This window comes from Kocuria sp. ZOR0020, assembly GCF_000800955.1.
GTDB lineage: Bacteria > Actinomycetota > Actinomycetes > Actinomycetales > Micrococcaceae > Kocuria > Kocuria subflava.
This window is the reverse complement of sequence record NZ_JROX01000080.1, coordinates 24886-43563: the sequence shown is the minus strand read 5'-3', so window position 1 is coordinate 43563 and position 18678 is coordinate 24886. Positions and strand designations below refer to the sequence as shown.

Here is an 18678-nt window from a genome sequence, read left to right as displayed (position 1 = left end):
ACGGGTGGAATCGAACGAACTCGCAACGTTCGGCAGTATGGGGCGTGCGGGCCGGGTAAGACCGGTTGGGCCTGACGACCGCGCCGAGATCAGATGTTGAAGCCCAAAGCCCTCATCTGATCCCGTCCGTCCTCCGTGATGCGTTCCATGCCCCACGGCGGCATCCAGACCCAGTTGACGTGCCACTCGTCAACCATGGGACCAACGTTCTGCTCCACCTGCTCCTCGATCACGTCCTGCAGCGGGCAGGCTGCCGTGGTCAAGGTCATGTCCAGCTTCAGGGCCCCGTCCTCCATGTAGGAGGCCCCGTAGAGCAGGCCCAGGTCCACAATGTTGACGCCCAGTTCGGGGTCGATCACGTTCTTGAGCGCTTCCTCGACCTCGTCGATCGACGGCGCCCCTGCGGGAACTTCTGCGGTCTCAGTCATGACGTCTCCTTCCAGGCAACGGGCTGATGGATCAGCGAGCGGCTGCGACGTACTTGTCGTAGCCCTCTTCTTCCAGCTGCAAAGCCAGCTCGGGGCCGCCCTGCTCCACGATCCGGCCGTCGTTGAAGACGTGGACGTAGTCGGGCTTGATGTAGCGCAGGATGCGGTTGTAGTGGGTGATCAGCATGACGCCAAGGTTGTTTTCCTCCTTGGCGCGGTTCACGCCTTCGGAGACCACACGCAGGGCATCCACGTCCAGACCGGAGTCAGTCTCATCCAGCAGTGCCATCTTTGGCTTGAGCAGTTCCAGCTGCATGATCTCCATGCGCTTCTTCTCACCGCCGGAGAAGCCCTCGTTGACGTTGCGCTGAATCATGGTGGGATCCATCTTCAAGCGGTCGGCAACGGCCTTGACGTCCTTGGTCCAGGTGCGCAGGGAGGGAGCTTCCCCGTCCACTGCGGTCTTGGCGGAGCGCAGGAAGTTGGAGGTGGTCACGCCGGGGATTTCCACGGGGTACTGCATGGCCAGGAACAGTCCGGCGCGTGCGCGCTCGTCCACGGACATCTCCAGGACGTCCTCCCCGTCCAGCCGCACGGAGCCGGAGTCCACGCGGAACTTGGGGTGACCTGCAATGGTGGAGGCCAGGGTGGACTTGCCGGAGCCGTTGGGGCCCATAATGGCGTGGACTTCACCTGAGTTGATGGTGATGTTGACGCCCTTGAGGATCTGCTTGCTGTTGTCCTCGTCCAGCAGCACGGATGCGTTCAGATCTTTGATTTCCAGAGTGCTCAATGTCTCTCCTGAAGTTCTGTGAAAAATGTGTGGTGGGCCGGGCTCAGTGGTCGGCGTTGGACAGTTCGGCTTCAACGACCTCGCGCAGGCGGGCCTCAATGCCTTCGTCCTCGATCTGCTGAAGGATCTCGAACAGGAAGCCCCGAACCACCAGGCGGCGGGCTTCCACCTCCGGGATGCCGCGGGACATCAGGTAGTAGAGGTGTTCGGCGTCCAACTGGCCGGTGGTGGAGGCGTGACCGGCACCTGCGATCAGGCCGGTTTCGATCTCCAGGTTGGGGATCGAGTCCATGCGCGGACCGTCGTTGAGGATCAGGTTGCGGTTCAGCTCGTAGGTGTCTGTGCCTTCGGCCTCGGGGCGGATCAGCACGTCACCCACCCACACACCGTGGGCTGCGCGGCCCTGCAGGGCGGACTTGTAGGTCACCCGGGAAACGCAGTTGGGCTGAGAGTGATCCACGAACAGGCGTGATTCCAGGTGCTGGCCGTCATCCACAAAGGTCAGGCCGTACATCTCCACCTCACCGCCGGGTGCGGTGTAGCGCACGGACGGGGTGACGCGGACGGTGTCGCCGCCCAGGCTCACGCACACGTGCTTGAACCGGGCGTCCCGGCCCAGCTTGGCGTGCTGGGCGGAGGCGTGGGCGGTGCCCGCATCCTGCCATTCCTGCAGGGAGACCACGGTCAGGTTGGCCGAATCCCCCACCGTGAACTCTACGTTCTGGCTCACCACGGCAGTGCCGCTGTGGTGCAGCACCACGCGTGCCTTGGAGAACGGCTTGGCGTCGATGATCATGTGCTGGGCTGCCGGATCCGTGTGGGTGCCCTTGATCTCCACGGAGATGGTCTGATCGACCTCGACCTCCTGCGGGATGGTCACCACGGTGGCCTGGGAGAAGTGCGCCCAGGCATTGGCGGACAAGCGGTCCTCCGGGATGCCGGCGTTACCCACACGGGCGTCGTCGCGACCCACGGTTTCCACGGTCACCAGATCCGTGCCGGACACCGTCACGGACGGTGCCTCACCGGTGAGGTCGGAGGTGTGCAGCCCGTTGAGACGCTTCAGCGGGGTGAAGCGGAAGTCCTCTTCACGGCCCGTGAGCTCGGGAAAATCGGCAAGGTCGTAGGAGGCGGTGCGCTCCGCACGGGAGTTTCCTGCCGGCTTCTTGGGGTCGCGCCGGATGGTGACCTCAACCTCGCTGTCATCACCTGCGGTGTGCTCCGTGGCGAGCTTCTCGCCCTCCTGGGTCATCCCCGGAATGGCCACTCGGGCCTCATCGGTACGCACCCCGGCAACGACGTCGTCTTCGGCGGTGGTCACATCGGCCCCGGGTGCGGGTCGCGTGGTGGTGTTGGACGTGTCAGCCAACGGAGCCCTCCATCTGCAGTTCGATCAAGCGGTTGAGTTCAAGTGCGTATTCCATGGGCAGTTCGCGGGCAATGGGCTCCACGAATCCGCGCACGATCATGGCCATGGCCTCTTCCTCCGCAATGCCGCGCTGCATGAGGTAGAACAGCTGCTCCTCGGAGACGCGGGAAACGGTGGCCTCGTGCCCCATGGAGACGTCGTCCTCACGGATGTCCACGTACGGGTAGGTGTCCGACCGGGAAATGGTGTCCACCAGCAGGGCGTCGCACACCACGTTGGACTTGGCGTTGTGAGCGCCTTCCCGAACCTGAACCAGACCGCGGTAGGCCGCGCGGCCACCGTTACGGGCCACGGACTTGGAGACGATCGAGGATGAGGTGTTGGGGGCCACGTGCACCATCTTGGAACCGGTGTCCTGGTGCTGACCCTCACCGGCAAAGGCGATGGAGAGGGTCTCACCCTTGGCGTGCTCGCCGGTCATGTAGACGGCCGGGTACTTCTGGGTGACCTTGGAACCGATGTTGCCGTCGATCCACTCCATGGTGGCGCCCTCATGGGCAATGGCCCGCTTGGTCACCAGGTTGTAGACGTTGTTGGACCAGTTCTGGATGGTGGTGTAGCGAACGCGGGCGTTCTTCTTGACGATGATCTCCACGTTGGCCGAGTGCAGGGAGTCGGTCTTGTAGATCGGTGCCGTGCAGCCCTCGATGTAGTGCACGTAGGAGCCTTCATCAGCAATGATCAGCGTGCGCTCGAACTGCCCCATGTTCTCCGTGTTGATGCGGAAGTAGGCCTGCAGGGGGATCTCCACGTGAACGCCCTTGGGTACGTACACGAATGATCCACCGGACCACACAGCCGTGTTCAGGGCGGCGAACTTGTTGTCACCGACCGGGATCACGGTGCCAAAGTATTCCTCGAAGAACTCGGGGTGCTCGCGAAGGGCGGTGTCGGTGTCCATGAAGATCACGCCCTGCTCCTCCAGGTCCTCACGGATCTGGTGATAGACCACCTCGGACTCGTACTGGGCGGCCACACCGGCCACCAGTCGGGAGCGCTCGGCCTCCGGGATGCCCAGCTTCTCGTAGGTGTCGCGGATGTCCGCCGGCAGGTCCTCCCAGGACTGCGCCTGCTTTTCCGAGGCGCGCACGAAGTACTTGATGTTGTCGAAGTCGATCTCCGACAGGTCCGCACCCCAGGTGGGCATGGGCTTGCGGTCAAAGAACTTCAGGGCCTTCAGACGCATGTTCAGCATCCACTCGGGCTCGTTCTTCTTGGCGGAGATGTCCCGAACGACTTCCTCACTCAGACCACGACGCGCGGATGCACCGGCAACGTCAGGGTCAGCCCAGCCGTATTCGTAGTTGCCGATGCCCTCGAGCTCCGGGTTCTTCTCCAAGATTTCGCTAATGACGGTGTCATTGGCGTTCGTCACGTCAGTCATGACGGCCTCCTCGTGTCGAGCAGTTCGGTGTGCAGGCGGGCTGGGGTCAGCCCTGGTTGATGGGCAGTCAGCGACCCGGCGTACCGGTGCGTCCCGCAGTCTGTTGTGGCCTGGACAGCGGCACATGTGTGTTGCACACGTGCGCACCGGCGGCCAGTGTGGAAAGCCTGCGGATGTCAACATCCAGCAGGGAGGCGATCATCCGGGTCTCTGCCTCGCAGAACTCGGGGTGTTTGGTGGCGATCTCCTGCACCGGGCAGTGTCCTTGACACAGCTGGGCGGAGAGCACCCGGTGGCGGCTGGGTCCCACTTTGACGGTGTTGGCCGAGGCGGCGTACCCATCTGCCGAGAGCAGACGAACCAAGACGTCCAGCCGTTCTGCGACGTCGTCGCCAGCGGCCTCCACGGTGGGACGGTACCGGCGTTCCATGTGTTCGAACTGTTGGTCCACAAAGGCGCGCAGCGCCTGCTCCCCGCCCAGGTCGCGCAGGGCATCCAGTGCGTCAGCGGCAATGCCCAGGTAATCGTTGCCCAGGCGTTCGTGCCCCTCAGGAGCGACGACGTAGCGCCTGGCCGGGCGACCAGCACCCGAACCCCGGCGGCGCACCATGGTGACCTCAATGAAGCGGTCCCGCTCCAGGGCATCCAGGTGACGGCGAATGGCTGCCGGGGTCAGATCCATGCGGCGGCCAAGGTCACGGGCGGAAACGGGACCATGTTCCAGAACAGCATTGAGCACGCGGGAACGCGTGGTGGACTCCGTGGATTCCTCAACCGTCTGGGGCTGGTTCACGGTGGTGGACGAATGCTCCACGGTCATGCGCTGCCTCCCATCACGGTCACACGTCGGCTCCACATCGGGGCCAAATTACACAACCAAAGTATGTCTAAATTCATTCCCGGTGACTAGGAAGGCTCACCTCAGTAGGTGTGCGCGCCTCAGTGCGTGGGGTCCGTGACCGAGCTGGTGGTGACGTCTGCGGGGTGAGCAGTCAGCGCAAAGGCCTTCTCCACGGCAAAGGCCACCACGGAGACCATCAGGGCGGATCCCACCAGGTGCAAGCTGACCGCCACAATCGGCAGTCCGTTGAAGTATTGGTAAAAACCCACCATTGCCTGCAGCACCACCACGAGCCCCACCAGCGCGTATGCCCGCCACACCGGCTGTGGCCAGGAGCGGCGTCCCATGACCAGGGCGGCAAGCACAAGTGCCACCAACAGGTACGCGGGAATGGCATGGGCACGGGTGATCATCACGGCGTCAAAGGTGTGGCGGACCACTTCACCGGCATCGCCGGAGTGGGGGCCCGTGCCCGTGACCAGCGTGCCCAGATAGACGATCACCAGTGTGAGCAATCCCATAACAACTACCATGCCCCGAATGACGCCGCGGGCGTGTTGCGCCTGGCCGGGTTGTTCGCGGTGGTCGACGTCATGAAGGCTCGCCCGGCGGACCCGGTTCACGTAGGTGGCCGCCAGGTAGATCATGGCGGCGGAGATCATAAAGTGGATGCCCACGATCCACGGGTTCAGCCCGGTCCGTACCGTGATGCCCCCCACCACCGCCTGCAGCGGAATGCCCAAGCCCAGGAACAGGGTCAGCAAGAAGAAGTCACGACGCTCCCGCCGCATCTTCAACACCGCCAGGAAGGCCAGGATGGCCACCACGGCCAGGGCGAACGTCAGCAGGCGGTTACCGAACTCAATGGCACCGTGAATGCCCATCTCCGTGGTGGAAGTCCAGGATTCGTCCGTGCACCGCGGCCATGTGGGGCAGCCCAGACCGGAGCCGGTCAGGCGCACCAGTCCCCCGGTGAGGATCAACAGGGAGTTGGCCAACAGGGAGGCCCACGCGGTCAGGCGCACCCAACCGTCCACCTGGGTCCGCAGGAAGAACGACGACGCCCGCTCACCCAGCGTTTCCGGCTTCCCCTCAGGGCCGGGACCACCGTCAGGGTGTGCCTGGCCGGAGCTGGACGGGGTGCGGGCGGGGGCGGAACTCACGGGGTCACATCCATACAGGGTGGTGGTTTTCAGGGCCGATCCAGTCTAACGCCGGGACACCACTGGGAGATCGGGGCTCAGCTCCGGCGGGACCGTACGCACAGCTCAGCGGAACGCTCTTGTCAGCTCCAGCGGAACCAACGCGCAGTGGCCGCCCAGGCGATGGCAGCCCATGCCGCCAGGACAACAACTGGCCCCAGCAGAGCACCGGGGTCATCAGGCACCATCACGTGCCGCAGACCGTCAGCCAGGGCAGCCGATGGCAACAACCCGATCAGCGGCGCCAGCCACTCCGGCAGCGCGGAGGCCGGAGCCAGCGTGCCACCGACCACAGCCAACAACACCCACAGCAGATTGACCACGGCCAGTGTTGCCTCCGCCCGCATGGTGCCTGCCGCCAACAGGCCCAGTCCGGTGAAAGCCACCGCTCCCAACACCAACAACGGGGCGGCCTCCAGCAGTGCGGACGCGGAGGGGTGCCAACCCATGAACCATGCAACCGCGCCGATCAACACGGTCTGAGCCGCCAACACCAACAGGATGGCGCCGAGCTTGCCGGCAATCAGACCACTGCGCCCCAGAGGTGTGGTGGCCAGCTGACGCAGCACGCCGTATCGACGATCAAAACCGGTCTGAATCCCCTGTCCGGAGAAGGCGTTGGAGATCACGCTGAGCGCCAAAACTCCTGGCACGGCGTAGTCCAGACGGCTGGCGCCTGCTGGCAGCACGGAGTCCAACAGATCCATCCGGGACAGGGCAACCAGGGCGATCACCGGCAGAATCACCAGCAGCAGGAGTTGCTCGCCGTTGCGCAACATGGTCAGGGCCTCATACCGGGTCTGGCTGATGACCCGGCGCCACATGGGTGCGGGATGTGCGGTGCGCGGGTTCGCCGTCGTGGTGATGGAACGTGCGCTCGTGTTCATCGGATCTCCCGTCCGGCCACTGCCAGGAAAACGTCCTCCAGGGTGCGCGGCTGCAATGTCATGGACGTGGGCAACTCGCCTGTGGTGGCCAGCCAGGTGGTGATCTCCTCCAGCAGTTGCGGCCCAAAGGTGCCGGTCACGGTGACCTCCTCCTGGTGCATCTCAACCTGCACACCGGACTCTGGCCCCGCACCCGTCAACGACGGCGGCGCCTCCTCCCACAGGTCACGTTGCCTGGCGGTCAGGCCCACGCGCAGCACTCCCGTGGTGTCATCCCCGGCAATTAGCTCGGCGACCGTACCCGACTTCCGCACGGTTCCCCGGTCCACGATCACCACGTGATCGGCCAGGCGTTGGGCGTCGTCCAACAAATGGGTGGTCAGCACAACTGCCGTGCCGCGCTGTTTGAGCTGGGCGATCAGGTCAAAAACCACGGCGCGGGATTGCGGGTCAAGACCGGCTGAGGGCTCATCCAGGAACACGATCTCCGGATCCCCGGCCAAGGCTGCGGCCAGGGCCACGCGCTGCTTCTGGCCGCCGGAGAGGCGACGCAGCGGAGTCTTGAGGTAGGAGTTGATGCCCAGGGTGTCGATCAGTTCTTGCATGTCCGCAGGCCGGTGGTACATGGAACTGATGTGTTTGAGGAACTCGCCGGGGCGTGCACTCTGTGGCAAGCCGCCGTCCTGCAGCATCACACCTGCCCGTGCGCGCAGTGCTGGTCCTGCGTTCCACGGGTTCTCCCCCAGGAGCCGAACGCTGCCTCCGGTTGGTTTCAGCAGACCCTGTGCACACTCCAACGTGGTGGTCTTGCCCGCGCCGTTGGGACCCAACAGAGCGGTGACCTGGCCATGAGCCGCCTGGAAGCTCAAGCCATTGACAGCCTTGACACTGTGATGACCTCTCCCAGCAGCAACCTTGAACTCCATCTGGAGGTTGCAAACCTCCAGCGCCGCTGCCGTGTTGGTGGTGGCGGAGTCTTGAGGTGAGGGGGGTGGCGTCATCTGGTCCATGGGCACTGAGCCAGTGTAGGTACTTCAACACCCGGCGTTGGAACTCACGCGCGCAGCGCTGCTCGAACCACCTGGACAGCTTCGGCTATCCGCTGCCGACTTTGGGACGTCACGGGGTGAATGGGTCGGCGGGGTGCTGCCGTACGGACCCCACAGACGTCGTTGAGCGCGTAGATGGAACTCAAGGGTCGTTCCCAACGCAGGACGTCGATCAACGGCGCAAAGGCATGTTTCCACCTGGCGAGTGCCTCCCGGTCCTGAGCCACGGCAGCGGCGCGGAAGGACGCGAATTCCTCCGGGAGAGCCGCAGCCAAGCCGGTGTGCCAGGCCATGGAGGGATCGGCGTCGTCAATGATCAGTTGTGGGCTGGCCACGCCAAAGGAAGTCCCGGGTTCACACAGTTGGTCAAACAGGTGGCGGCGGTTCTGTAGGGCCCGGGCGGAATCAGCGGTGTCCTTGAAGGCCACCACGTTCTCCAGGTGGGTCAGCTCCGCGGCCAAATCCACGGGGTAGACAAAGCCCGTGGTGGCGGGGTTGTTGTCCAGGCACAGGGGAAGGCCCACGGAGGAGGCCACGGTTTCCACCTGGTCAGCGATCTCCGGGGAGCGCAAGGCCACGTAGGACAGCGGGTTGACCACCAAGGCATCCGCCCCGGAGTTCTCCGCATCCCATGCCAGTTCCAACACCTGCTGAGTGGTCAGCGCGGAAATCCCCACGCCCACCGGCACGCCTGATCCGGCGGCTGCAGCCGCGGCAGTGCGGACGACGTCGCCGCGTTCGTCGTTGCTGAGGTAGGCGAAAGAACCGGCGGTGCCCAGAACGCAGATCTCGTCAACACCCGATTCGGACAGGGCGCCCACCTGCTGGGACAGTGCCTCCAGGTCCAATACTCCTCCGGGGGCAAAAGGCGTGACCGGATAGGCCACCAGACCGGAGAAGCGCATGCTCAGCATGGTGGGCAGTCTACGGGGTCACAGAATGGGGCCACCCACAAAGGGGTCCACCGCAACGGCCACGAAAACCAAGGTCAAGTAGGTGATGGAGCCGTGGAACACGCGCATGGCCTGTTTGTCGGTAGCTTCCCCGGCATTGGCCAGGCGCAGCAGACGGTGGCATTCGTAGACAAACCAGGCACCGGCCGCCAAGGACACGCTGGCATAAAGCCACCCCGCGCCACCCACAGGCACCAGCAGCAACGAGCAGATGGCGGTCGCCCAGCCGTAGAGCACCACCTGGGAGGCCACTTTGCCCGCAGGTGAAATGGCACCCAGCATGGGAATCCCGGCGCGGGAGTAGTCAGCGGCGTACTTCATGGACAGCGGCCAGTAGTGCGGCGGGGTCCAGAGGAACACCACGGCAAACAGCACCACCGCCGGCCACTCGACGGTCCCGGTCACGGCGGCCCAGGCGATCAGCACGGGCATGCAACCGGCCACGCCACCCCACACAATGTTCTGGGAGGTGCGGCGCTTGAGGATGATCGAGTAGAAGACTGCGTACAGGAAGATCGCCACAGCCGTCAGCACAGCTGCCAGCAGGTTGACGAACACCAGGAACCAGATCACGGAGACCACGGCCACGATCCAGGCAAAGATCAAGGCCTCCCGATCCCCCACCACACGCGTGACCAGCGGCCGCTTGGAGGTGCGCTTCATCACGCGGTCGGAGTCGCGGTCAATGTAGGAGTTGAAAGCTCCGGCCGCACCGGCCGAGAGCGTGCCGCCAATCAAGGTGTTCAGGATCAGCCAAAAACTCGGCATGCCCTGCTGGGCAAAGATCATGGTGGGCACCGTGGCGATCAGCAAAAGCTCCACAATGCGCAGCTTCATCAGCTGCAGGTACGCCTTGAGGCGGTCCTTCAGGGAGGTGTTGCGGCCTGCTGCAGGCTCGTGAGCGTCACCGGAGGCAGGGATCACGGCGTGCTCCGAGGCGTGCGTTGAGCTCACGTTTTTCGCTCTCCCTGACGTTGGTGGTGGTGCTGAGGTGATGGCGGTGCTGCGTAGGCAGTGCCGTCTTGGCGGTACTGAGTTGGCGTTGCCTGATATGCCAGTCATGCCAATGGACACAACAGAATTCCGCCCAGTCTAGCGCGAAACACCACATTCGGCAGGCATTCGCTGACCGGTCCTGCTGCCCCAGATCCCAGATGTGTCATGGTTCACGCCCCAGTTATGCCGCACGCGCAATCAGCAGGAAACCCTCCGTAGTCAAATACGGGTCCCCACGGGTGTGACTTAGGCTGATCATCGAACAGCACCGTGTCTGCCCGATCTGGTGCGCCCAGATCGGCAAGCACGGTGCCATCAGCGAACCGTCTCATTGGAAGGACAGTGTTCCCGTGCCTCAGTCTGAGCAGCTCACCTGGACCGATCTTGATCGCCGAGCCGTGGACACCGTGCGTGTTCTGGCTGCTGATGCCGTGGAGAAGGTTGGCTCAGGCCACCCCGGCACGGCCATGAGCCTGGCGCCCGCCGCCTACCTGCTGTTCCAGAAGGTCATGCGCCACGATCCCTCCGATGACCGTTGGACCGGCCGCGACCGCTTCATCCTCTCCCCCGGCCACACCTCGCTGACGCTGTACCTGCAGCTGTTCCTGGGTGGGTTCGGCCTGGAGATGGAGGACATCGAGTCCTTGCGCACCTGGGGCGCCAAGACCCCGGGCCACCCTGAGTACCGGCACACCAAGGGCGTGGAGATCACCACCGGCCCCTTGGGTCAGGGTCTGGCCTCCGCCGTGGGCTTTGCCTACGGACAGCGCTACACCCGCGGCCTGTTCGATCCGGAAGCTGCACAGGGCGAGTCCCCCTTTGATCACCACATCTACGTCATCGCCTCGGACGGTGACCTCCAGGAAGGCGTAACCTCGGAGGCGTCGTCGTTGGCGGGGCACCAGGAACTGGGCAACTTGGTGGTCATTTACGACCAGAACCAGATTTCCATCGAGGACGACACCGACGTCGCGTTCACCGAGGACGTCGCCATGCGTTACGAGTCCTACGGCTGGCACGTCCAGACCGTGGACTGGACCAACGGTGGCGGCGAGTACCAGGAAAACGTCCAGGCGCTGTTCGATGCCATCAAGGCAGCCGAGGCCGAAACCTCCAAGCCGTCCCTGATCAACCTGCGCACCATCATTGGCTGGCCTGCCCCCAACAAGCAGAACACCGGCGGGATCCACGGCTCCAAGCTGGGTGCAGAAGAGTTGGCAGCCACCAAGGAGGTGCTCGGCTTTGATCCCGAGCAGCACTTTGTGATCGACGACGACGTCCTGGCCCACACCCGTGAGCTCCTGCAGCGTGGTGCGGATGATCGCAAGGCGTGGGAAGAGACCTTCCAGGCCTGGCGGGAAGCCAACCCGGAGCGTGCCAAGCTCTACGACCGCCTGCGCGATGGCGAGTTGCCCCAGGGTTATGCGGATGCGTTCCCGGTGTTCGAAGCCGGCAAGGACGTGGCCACGCGTTCCGCCTCCGGCAAGGTCATCAACGCCATTGCGGACACCTTCCCCGAGCTGTGGGGTGGATCGGCTGATTTGGCTGGGTCCAACAACACCACCATTGAATCTGCGGCCTCGTTCATCCCGTCCGAGCACTCCACTGCCAAGTGGACGGGCAATCCGTACGGCCGTGTCCTGCACTTCGGCATCCGCGAGCACGCCGCTGCTTCGATCGTCAACGGCATCACCATGTCCTCTCAGACCCGGGCCTTCTCCGGGACGTTCCTGATCTTCTCCGACTACCAGCGTCCGGCGGTCCGCCTGGGCGCGCTGATGAAGGTCCCCTCCATCCACGTGTGGACCCACGACTCCATTGGTCTGGGTGAGGACGGCCCCACGCACCAGCCCGTGGAGCAGCTTTCCTCCTTGCGCGCGATCCCGGGGTTCGACGTCGTGCGGCCTGCGGATGCCAACGAGGTCTCCGTGGCCTGGAGGACCGTCCTGGAGAACCGGGAACGGCCGGCCGGCCTGGCACTGACCCGGCAGAACGTGCCCACGTTCCTGCGCGAAGGCATGGAGGGTGACGGTGAGAAGTTGGCCTCGGCCGAAGGCGTGGCCCGCGGCGGTTACGTCCTGGCTGACACCGACGGCACCCCGGACGTGATCCTGATCGGCACCGGATCCGAGGTCCAGCTGGCTCTGGAGGCCCGTGAGTCCTTGGCAGCCGAGGGCATCAAGGGTCGTGTGGTCTCCATGCCATGCCGCGAGTGGTTCGACAACCAGGACGCCGACTACCGGGAATCCGTGATCCCCTCCGCCGTTCAGGCACGCGTGAGCGTTGAGGCAGGCATTGCCATGTCCTGGAACGACATCCTGGGCTCCTACGGTCGCGCGGTATCCCTGGAACACTTCGGTGAGTCGGCTGCTTACGAGAAGCTCTACCAGGAGTTCGGCATCACCGCCAAGGACGTCGCCTCCAAGGCCCACGAATCCATAGACGCCGTGGCTGCAGCCCAGCGCTGAGCCCACCAACTGCAAAGGAGTCCGCAATGACTGCCTCAACCAAGAAGCTTTCCGATGCCGGTGTGTCCATCTGGCTGGACGATCTCTCCCGTGAGCGTCTGACCAGCGGGAACCTGCAGGAATTGATCGACACCAAGGACGTGGTGGGTGTGACCACCAATCCCACGATCTTTGCCGGTGCTCTCTCCAACGGTGCTGCCTATGCGGACCAGGTCAAGGAACTGGCCGCTGCCGGCGCGGACGTGGATGAAGCTGTTTTCACCATCACCACGGATGACGTCCGGGACGCCTGTGACGTGTTCGCCAACATTGCAGAGGCCACCCAGGGCCAGGACGGCCGCGTGTCCATTGAGGTGGACCCGCGTCTGGCCAATGACCCGGAGGCCACCGCCGCCATGGCTCGGCGGTTGTCGGACACCATTGACCGGGACAACGTGCTGATCAAGATTCCGGCCACGGAGGCCGGTCTGCCGTCCATTGCCGAAACCCTGGCAGAGGGTGTCTCCGTGAACGTCACGCTGATCTTTTCCTTGGAGCGCTACCGTGCCGTGGTCAACGCCTACATGTCCGGGTTGGAAAAAGCTCTGGAGAACGGCAAGGACCTCTCCACCATTCATTCGGTGGCCTCCTTCTTTGTCTCGCGCGTGGATTCTGCCGTGGACGCCAAGCTGGAGGAGATCGGCACGGATGAGGCTTTGGCGCTGAAGTCCAAGGCTGGTCTGGCCAATGCCCGTCTGGCGTACCAGGTGTACGAGGACTCCATTGGCACCGAGCGCTGGAAGCGTCTGGAATCCGCCGGTGCCAACCGTCAGCGTCCCCTGTGGGCCTCCACCGGCACCAAGGACCCGGCCCTGCCGGCCACCCTGTATGTGGACGGCCTGGTTGCACCCAACACGGTCAACACCATGCCGGAGAAGACTTTGGACGCCACGGCTGAGCAGGCCCAGATCACCGGTGACACCATCACCGGCACCTACCAGGAATCCAACGCCCTGTTGGATCAGTTGGCGCGGCTGGGCATCGACTACAACGACGTCGTGGCAAAACTCGAATCCGAAGGTGTGGAGAAGTTCGAGGCCTCTTGGGCCGAGCTTCTGGAAACCGTTCAGACCGCGCTGGATCAGGCATGCTGATCCGCTGATGCGTGTGGGTGTGGCCGGTTGACCGGTCACACCTGCACACATCTCCACCCACCGAACACCCCATCCATGCAGGAGCGCCACCGGGCGCTCAGAGAGGACGTCATGAGTTCCCTGTCCGTGATGCTCAACGGTGCCGCCAGCAAGGCAGCCGACCGCCATGTTCCCACCCTGGTGGAGGAAAAGTTCGCCTCCCGGTTGTTCGCCAAGGACCACACCATGTGGGGCCCTGCTGCGGAGGACGAGTCCTCCAAGCGCCTGGGATGGGTGGATGCCTCTGAGGTCTCCCGCCCTCTGGTTGCTCAGATCAATGAGCTGCGTGAGTCCTTTGCCGCAGAAGGCGTGGACCGATTCGTACTGGCCGGTATGGGTGGCTCCTCCCTGGCCCCTGAGGTGATCACCAAGACCGCCGGCGTGGAGCTGTTCGTGTTGGACTCCACCGACCCCGTCATGGTGCAGGCGGCCCTGACCAAGGACATTGCCCGAACCGCTGCCGTGATCTCCTCCAAGTCCGGTTCCACGGTGGAGACCGATTCTGCACGCCGTGCATTTGAGAAGGCCTTCAACGACGCCGGAATCGATGCCGCGCGCCGTCTGGTGGTGGTCACCGACCCCGGTTCCCCGTTCGATCAGGCATCCCGGGACGCCGGTTACCGTGCGGTGTTCACGGCTGATCCCACCGTCGGTGGGCGCTTCTCCGCCATGACGGCCTTTGGCCTGGTCCCCTCCGGTCTGGCCGGCGTTGACCTGGAGGCCCTGCTGGACGAGGTGGACGAGGCCGCCGAGGTGCTGCGTGAGGACGCCGAGGACAACCTGGGCCTCCTGCTGGGCGCGGTCATGGGCGGTACCACTCCCCTGCGCAACAAGTTGTTGATCCAGGACTGCGGCTCCGGGATCGTTGGATTTGCCGACTGGGCCGAGCAGCTCATTGCCGAGTCAACCGGCAAGGACGGCACCGGCATCCTCCCGGTGGTGGTCACCGACGACGTCCCCGAACTGAAGGATCCCGTGGCATCTGACGTTCTGCCCGCCTACCTGGTTCCGCAGGACACCGAGACTGCACCCGAAGGCGATGCCGTGGCTGTGGCCGGTTCCTTGGGCGCCCAGATGCTCCTATGGGAAGTCGCGACCGCTGTGGCCGGCAAGCTGCTGGGCATCAACCCCTTTGACCAGCCCGATGTGGAGTCCGCCAAGACCGCCACCCGTGCCGTGCTGGCCGACAAGCCTGAGCCCACCCCCGCTGTCCTGGTGGACGGCTCCGTGGAGATCCGCGGTGCCGCCGATCTGTTGGACGGGGCACAGAACCTGACTCAGGCCGTCGTGGCCCTGCTGGACCGGTTGCCGGCTGACGGCTACGTCTCCATCCAGGCCTACTTCGACCGCCTGACCTGGACCGAGTTGGAGGATGCTCGCCCCCTGGTGGCCACTGCCACGGGCCGTCCCACCACCTTTGGCTGGGGACCCCGGTTCCTGCACTCCACGGGCCAGTTCCACAAGGGCGGCCCCGGTGCGGGCGTGTTCCTGCAGATCACCGCTGACTCGGAGACCGACCTTGAGATCCCCGGAATCCCCTTCACCTTTGGCGAGCTCATCTCCGCCCAGGCCGACGGCGATGCCCAGGTCCTTGAGGAGCACGGCCGCCCCGTGCTGCGTCTGCGTCTGACGGACCGGGAGACCGGGGTCTCCCAGCTGCTGGACGTGTTGACTGCACTCGCCCAGCGCTGAACCAGAGGAGCAAAGTGCCCACCTCCAACGCGCACACCAACCCGCTACGGGATGATCGCGACAAACGCCTTGTGAGGGTCGCCGCCCCGTCTGCGCTGGTGCTCTTTGGCGTCACCGGGGATCTGGCCCGCAAGAAGTTGTTGCCGGCCATGTATGACCTTGTGAACCGAGGGCTGCTGCCGCCGTCGTTCTCCTTGGTGGGTTTTGGCCGCCGTCCGTGGAGCGCCGACGACTTCCGCGCCTACGTCCGGGAATCGGTGGAAGCCCATGCCCGCACGCCGTTCCAGGACGTGGTGTGGGAGCAATTCGCCGAAGGTCTGCGGTTTGTCCAGGGTGAATTCGATGACACCGCTGCCTACCAGAACCTGCAGAACGTGCTGCGGGACCTGGATCGGGAACGTGGCACCCGGGGCAATCACGCCTTTTACCTCTCCATTCCGCCCAAGGCCTTTGAAGTTGTCTGCCACCAGTTGGCGGAGAACGGTCTGGCGGATCACGAGGACGCCTCCGGGTGGCGGCGTGTGGTCATCGAAAAGCCGTTCGGCCATGATCTGCGCTCAGCCCAGGAGCTGAACCAGATTGTGGAGTCCGTGTTCGCCCCGGATGCGATCTTCCGGATCGATCACTACCTGGGCAAGGAAACGGTGCAGAACCTCTTGGCCATGCGCTTTGCCAACACCATGTTTGAACCGCTGTGGAACGCCAATTACGTGGACCACGTGCAGATCACCATGGCAGAGGACATCGGCATCGGCTCCCGCGCCGGTTATTACGACGGCGTGGGTGCTGCCCGTGACGTCATCCAGAACCACCTGCTGCAGTTGTTGGCGCTGACAGCCATGGAGGAGCCCTTCGACTTCTCTGCCAAGGCTTTGCAAGCTGAAAAGGCCAAGGCGCTGGCTGCTGTGCGTCTGCCGGAGGATCTGAGTGAGGGTTCTGCGCTGGGTCAGTACCAGGGCGGGCTGCAAGGTGGCCAGGAGGTCAAGTCCTTCTTTGACGAGGACGACATCCCGGATGACTCCCGCACGGAGACCTTTGCCGCCTTGAGGTTGGAGGTTTACAACCGGCGGTGGGCCGGGGTGCCGTTCTACCTGCGTGCCGGCAAACGTCTGGGGCGGCGGGTCACGGAGATCGCCGTGGTCTTCAAGCGCAGCCCGGACCGGTTGTTCACCACCCATGACACCGATGAGTTCGGCAACAACGCCATTGTGATCCGCATTCAGCCGGATGAGGGTGTCACCATCCGGTTTGCCTCCAAGGTGCCGGGCACCCAGGCGGAGATCCGGGACGTCACCATGGACTTCGGTTACGGGCACGCGTTCACGGAATCCTCCCCCGAGGCCTACGAACGCTTGATCTTGGACGTGCTGCTGGGTGAACCGCCGCTGTTCCCCCACCACGAGGAAGTTGAACTCTCCTGGAGGATCCTGGATCCGTTCGAGGAGTACTGGGAGGCCAACGGGGCGCAACCGGAGGGTTATGCACCCGGCTCCTGGGGGCCGCCGTCTGCAGATCGACTGATGGAACGTGATGGAAGGACGTGGCGCCGGCCATGATCGTCAATCTGGAGAACACCACCACCTCTGCCATCGACAAACAGCTGCACCGTCTACGTGACGAGGGCGGTGTGGTTGCCCTGGGCCGTGTGCTCACGCTGGTGATCATGGCAGAGGCGGGGCACTCGGAACGCGCCCTGGATGCAGCCATCCTGGCCAGTCACGAGCACCCCTGCAGGATCATCATGCACGTGTCCCACTCGGCCTCGGACTACACCCGCCTTGACGCCCAGTTGCGCATTGGTGGCGACGCCGGCGCCTCCGAGGTGGTGGTGCTGCACGGTTACGGGGAACTGGCCGAGCCCTCAGAGATGTTGGTCTCTGCGCTGTTGTTGCCGGATGCACCGATTGTGGCCTGGTGGCCCCATCGGGTTCCCAATAAGCCCTCTGATTCGTCCATCGGCAAGATTGCCCACCGGCGCATCACTGATTCCTCCAATGCCCAGAACGTGTGCGAGGCCTTGACCCATCTGGCACAGCAGTACGCCCCCGGAGACACTGATGTGTCCTGGACGCGTCTGACCAACTGGCGGGTCCAGCTGGCTGCTGCCATGGACCAGGCCGAACCGGGCCCGGTCTCAGAAGTGGTGGTCACCGGTGCAGCCGACTCATCACGAGTGCACCTGCTGGGTGCCTGGCTCAGTGGGCGGCTATCGGCTCCGGTGCGGTTTGTGCACCCGGAGAAGTCTCAGCACGGTTTGGGCGGTGTTCGTTTGGTGCGTCCCAACGGGGACATCGCCTTGGAACGCCCGGGCAACTCCCTGGGGACTTTGATCCAACCTGGCCAACCGGATCAGCGGGTGGCCATCCCCCACCGTGAGCTCAGTGCCTGCCTGGCTGAAGAACTGCGTCAGCTGGACCCGGATGAGGTCTACGGCGAGGTTCTGGCCTCTGCCGTGCACGTACTGCCCTGTGGTGTGTGTGGTGAAGGCGCTGCCTGAGCACCCTGAAGGTGTGCAACCGGAGGGTGTGCACCCTGAAGGTGTGAACGCTGAAGGTGTGCAACCTGATGTTGTCAGGGAACAGACCACGGCCCTGTTGGTGGAGCATGTGGCGGCCCGGGTCAATCAGGTTCTGGTGGAGGCGCAGGAGGACCGCGGCAGAGCGTCCTTGGCGCTGACTGGCGGTCCACTGGTCATCACCGCCATTCAGGCATTGGCTGCCTCCACCAGGACTGCCGAGTTCGTTCCCGACTGGAGTTGCGTGGACCTGTGGTGGTGTGAGGAGTACTTCCTTCCCCAGGAGCACCCACAGCGCAATGCGCAGCGTGCAGCAGCCGCCTCTGAGAACTTCATGTTGCTCAGCCAGGTGCCCCCGGAGAACGTCCACGTGATCGGCGACTCGGACCAGTTCTTCACAGCCGAGGATGCCGCCGCTGACTACCTGGCGGAGTTGAAGGCGGCCGCTGACGCTGACGGCAACGGGAGTGAGTTCCCCATCTTTGACATCGCCCTGTTGGGTGTTGGTGCTCACCAGCCTGTGGCCGCCCAGATGTCAGGTTCCACGGGCGCCCAGGCGCTTGATTTAGACCGGTTGCCTGAGCCAGGCCGGATGCATGAGGCTACCGTGGTGGTGTGCGGCTCCCACCAGGAGCCATCTCCTCTCATCGCCATGACTCTGCCCCTGATCTCGACCTCGCACCACTTGTGGATGTTGGCCTCAGATGCACAAGAGGTGGCAGCAGCTCAGCAGTTGGTGCGCAACACAACTGCAGGAGGATCACAGGGCCTGGGTGTCTCCGGTCAGTTCTCCACGGTCCTGTTCACCACCTCGGAGGACTGAGTTCTACGCATTGTGGACCGCCATCAGCTCTCGATGGCGGCCCACA

The 18678-nt window shown here is 64.1% G+C and carries 16 protein-coding genes; 6 read left to right on the top strand and 10 right to left on the bottom strand.

All coding sequences use genetic code 11. The features are described from left to right. Positions 1-89 precede the first annotated feature (89 nt). The 10 genes from L979_RS05595 to L979_RS05550 all read right to left on the bottom strand — a co-directional run bounded on the left by L979_RS05595 (position 90) and on the right by L979_RS05550 (position 9887). On the bottom strand, positions 90-428 hold the full coding sequence (locus L979_RS05595) for a metal-sulfur cluster assembly factor (RefSeq protein WP_047690225.1): 339 nt from the start codon (positions 426-428) through the stop codon (positions 90-92). 31 nt (positions 429-459) lie between these two features. After that, complete coding sequence (sufC, locus tag L979_RS05590) at positions 460-1221, bottom strand: Fe-S cluster assembly ATPase SufC (RefSeq protein WP_047690223.1); 762 nt, start codon at positions 1219-1221, stop codon at positions 460-462. A gap of 43 nt (positions 1222-1264) precedes the next feature. Continuing rightward, positions 1265-2473 carry a Fe-S cluster assembly protein SufD gene (sufD, locus tag L979_RS05585; RefSeq protein ID WP_052209547.1) on the bottom strand — a complete coding sequence of 403 codons (1209 nt, stop codon included), beginning with the start codon at positions 2471-2473 and terminating at the stop codon, positions 1265-1267. A 109-nt stretch (positions 2474-2582) separates the two neighbouring features. After that, positions 2583-4034, bottom strand: coding sequence for a Fe-S cluster assembly protein SufB (gene sufB, locus L979_RS05580; RefSeq protein ID WP_047690221.1), 1452 nt, complete (start codon positions 4032-4034; stop codon positions 2583-2585). A gap of 67 nt (positions 4035-4101) precedes the next feature. Then, positions 4102-4854, bottom strand: a complete 753-nt coding sequence (locus L979_RS05575; protein ID WP_119933017.1) for a metalloregulator ArsR/SmtB family transcription factor — start codon at positions 4852-4854, stop codon at positions 4102-4104. Between the two features lie 119 nt (positions 4855-4973). Beyond that, positions 4974-6038: a heme A synthase gene (locus tag L979_RS05570; RefSeq protein WP_052209542.1), complete on the bottom strand. Its 1065-nt coding sequence runs from the start codon at positions 6036-6038 to the stop codon at positions 4974-4976. Between the two features lie 122 nt (positions 6039-6160). Beyond that, positions 6161-6964, bottom strand: coding sequence for an ABC transporter permease (locus tag L979_RS05565; protein WP_189587233.1), 804 nt, complete (start codon positions 6962-6964; stop codon positions 6161-6163). Next, complete coding sequence (locus L979_RS05560) at positions 6961-7965, bottom strand: ABC transporter ATP-binding protein (RefSeq protein WP_052209546.1); 1005 nt, start codon at positions 7963-7965, stop codon at positions 6961-6963. Before L979_RS05560 ends, L979_RS05565 begins: the two co-directional genes overlap by 4 nt. Positions 7966-8018: 53 nt before the next feature. Continuing rightward, on the bottom strand, positions 8019-8927 hold the full coding sequence (locus tag L979_RS05555) for a dihydrodipicolinate synthase family protein (RefSeq protein WP_047690218.1): 909 nt from the start codon (positions 8925-8927) through the stop codon (positions 8019-8021). Positions 8928-8945: 18 nt separating this feature from the next. Beyond that, a complete protein-coding gene (locus L979_RS05550) occupies positions 8946-9887 on the bottom strand; it encodes a heme o synthase (protein ID WP_052209545.1) in 942 nt (313 codons plus the stop codon). A gap of 425 nt (positions 9888-10312) precedes the next feature. Here L979_RS05550 and tkt point away from each other — a divergent pair, with 425 nt between their 5' ends. The 6 genes from tkt to L979_RS14490 all read left to right on the top strand — a co-directional run bounded on the left by tkt (position 10313) and on the right by L979_RS14490 (position 18632). After that, positions 10313-12430 (top strand): transketolase, encoded by a 2118-nt coding sequence (gene tkt / locus L979_RS05545; RefSeq protein WP_047690215.1) that lies wholly within the window; start codon positions 10313-10315, stop codon positions 12428-12430. A gap of 26 nt (positions 12431-12456) precedes the next feature. Continuing rightward, a complete protein-coding gene (tal, locus tag L979_RS05540) occupies positions 12457-13563 on the top strand; it encodes a transaldolase (RefSeq protein WP_047690213.1) in 1107 nt (368 codons plus the stop codon). Positions 13564-13674: 111 nt separating this feature from the next. Then, a complete protein-coding gene (locus tag L979_RS05535) occupies positions 13675-15294 on the top strand; it encodes a glucose-6-phosphate isomerase (protein WP_047690211.1) in 1620 nt (539 codons plus the stop codon). A 14-nt stretch (positions 15295-15308) separates the two neighbouring features. Continuing rightward, positions 15309-16850 carry a glucose-6-phosphate dehydrogenase gene (zwf, locus tag L979_RS05530; protein WP_047690209.1) on the top strand — a complete coding sequence of 514 codons (1542 nt, stop codon included), beginning with the start codon at positions 15309-15311 and terminating at the stop codon, positions 16848-16850. Then, positions 16847-17791 (top strand): glucose-6-phosphate dehydrogenase assembly protein OpcA, encoded by a 945-nt coding sequence (locus L979_RS05525; RefSeq protein ID WP_052209544.1) that lies wholly within the window; start codon positions 16847-16849, stop codon positions 17789-17791. Before zwf ends, L979_RS05525 begins: the two co-directional genes overlap by 4 nt. After that, complete coding sequence (locus L979_RS14490) at positions 17775-18632, top strand: 6-phosphogluconolactonase (protein WP_197052082.1); 858 nt, start codon at positions 17775-17777, stop codon at positions 18630-18632. Before L979_RS05525 ends, L979_RS14490 begins: the two co-directional genes overlap by 17 nt. Positions 18633-18678 lie beyond the last annotated feature (46 nt).

Coding starts and splice junctions, on each gene's coding strand:
- L979_RS05595 (WP_047690225.1), bottom strand. CDS start 428: ATGACTGAGACCGCAGAAGTTCCCGCAGGGGCGCCGTCGATCGACGAG.
- sufD (WP_052209547.1), bottom strand. CDS start 2,473: ATGACCCAGGAGGGCGAGAAGCTCGCCACGGAGCACACCGCAGGTGAT.
- sufB (WP_047690221.1), bottom strand. CDS start 4,034: ATGACTGACGTGACGAACGCCAATGACACCGTCATTAGCGAAATCTTG.
- L979_RS05575 (WP_119933017.1), bottom strand. CDS start 4,854: ATGACCGTGGAGCATTCGTCCACCACCGTGAACCAGCCCCAGACGGTT.
- L979_RS05565 (WP_189587233.1), bottom strand. CDS start 6,964: ATGAACACGAGCGCACGTTCCATCACCACGACGGCGAACCCGCGCACC.
- L979_RS05560 (WP_052209546.1), bottom strand. CDS start 7,965: ATGACGCCACCCCCCTCACCTCAAGACTCCGCCACCACCAACACGGCA.
- L979_RS05555 (WP_047690218.1), bottom strand. CDS start 8,927: ATGCTGAGCATGCGCTTCTCCGGTCTGGTGGCCTATCCGGTCACGCCT.
- tal (WP_047690213.1), top strand. CDS start 12,457: ATGACTGCCTCAACCAAGAAGCTTTCCGATGCCGGTGTGTCCATCTGG.
- L979_RS05535 (WP_047690211.1), top strand. CDS start 13,675: ATGAGTTCCCTGTCCGTGATGCTCAACGGTGCCGCCAGCAAGGCAGCC.
- L979_RS05525 (WP_052209544.1), top strand. CDS start 16,847: ATGATCGTCAATCTGGAGAACACCACCACCTCTGCCATCGACAAACAG.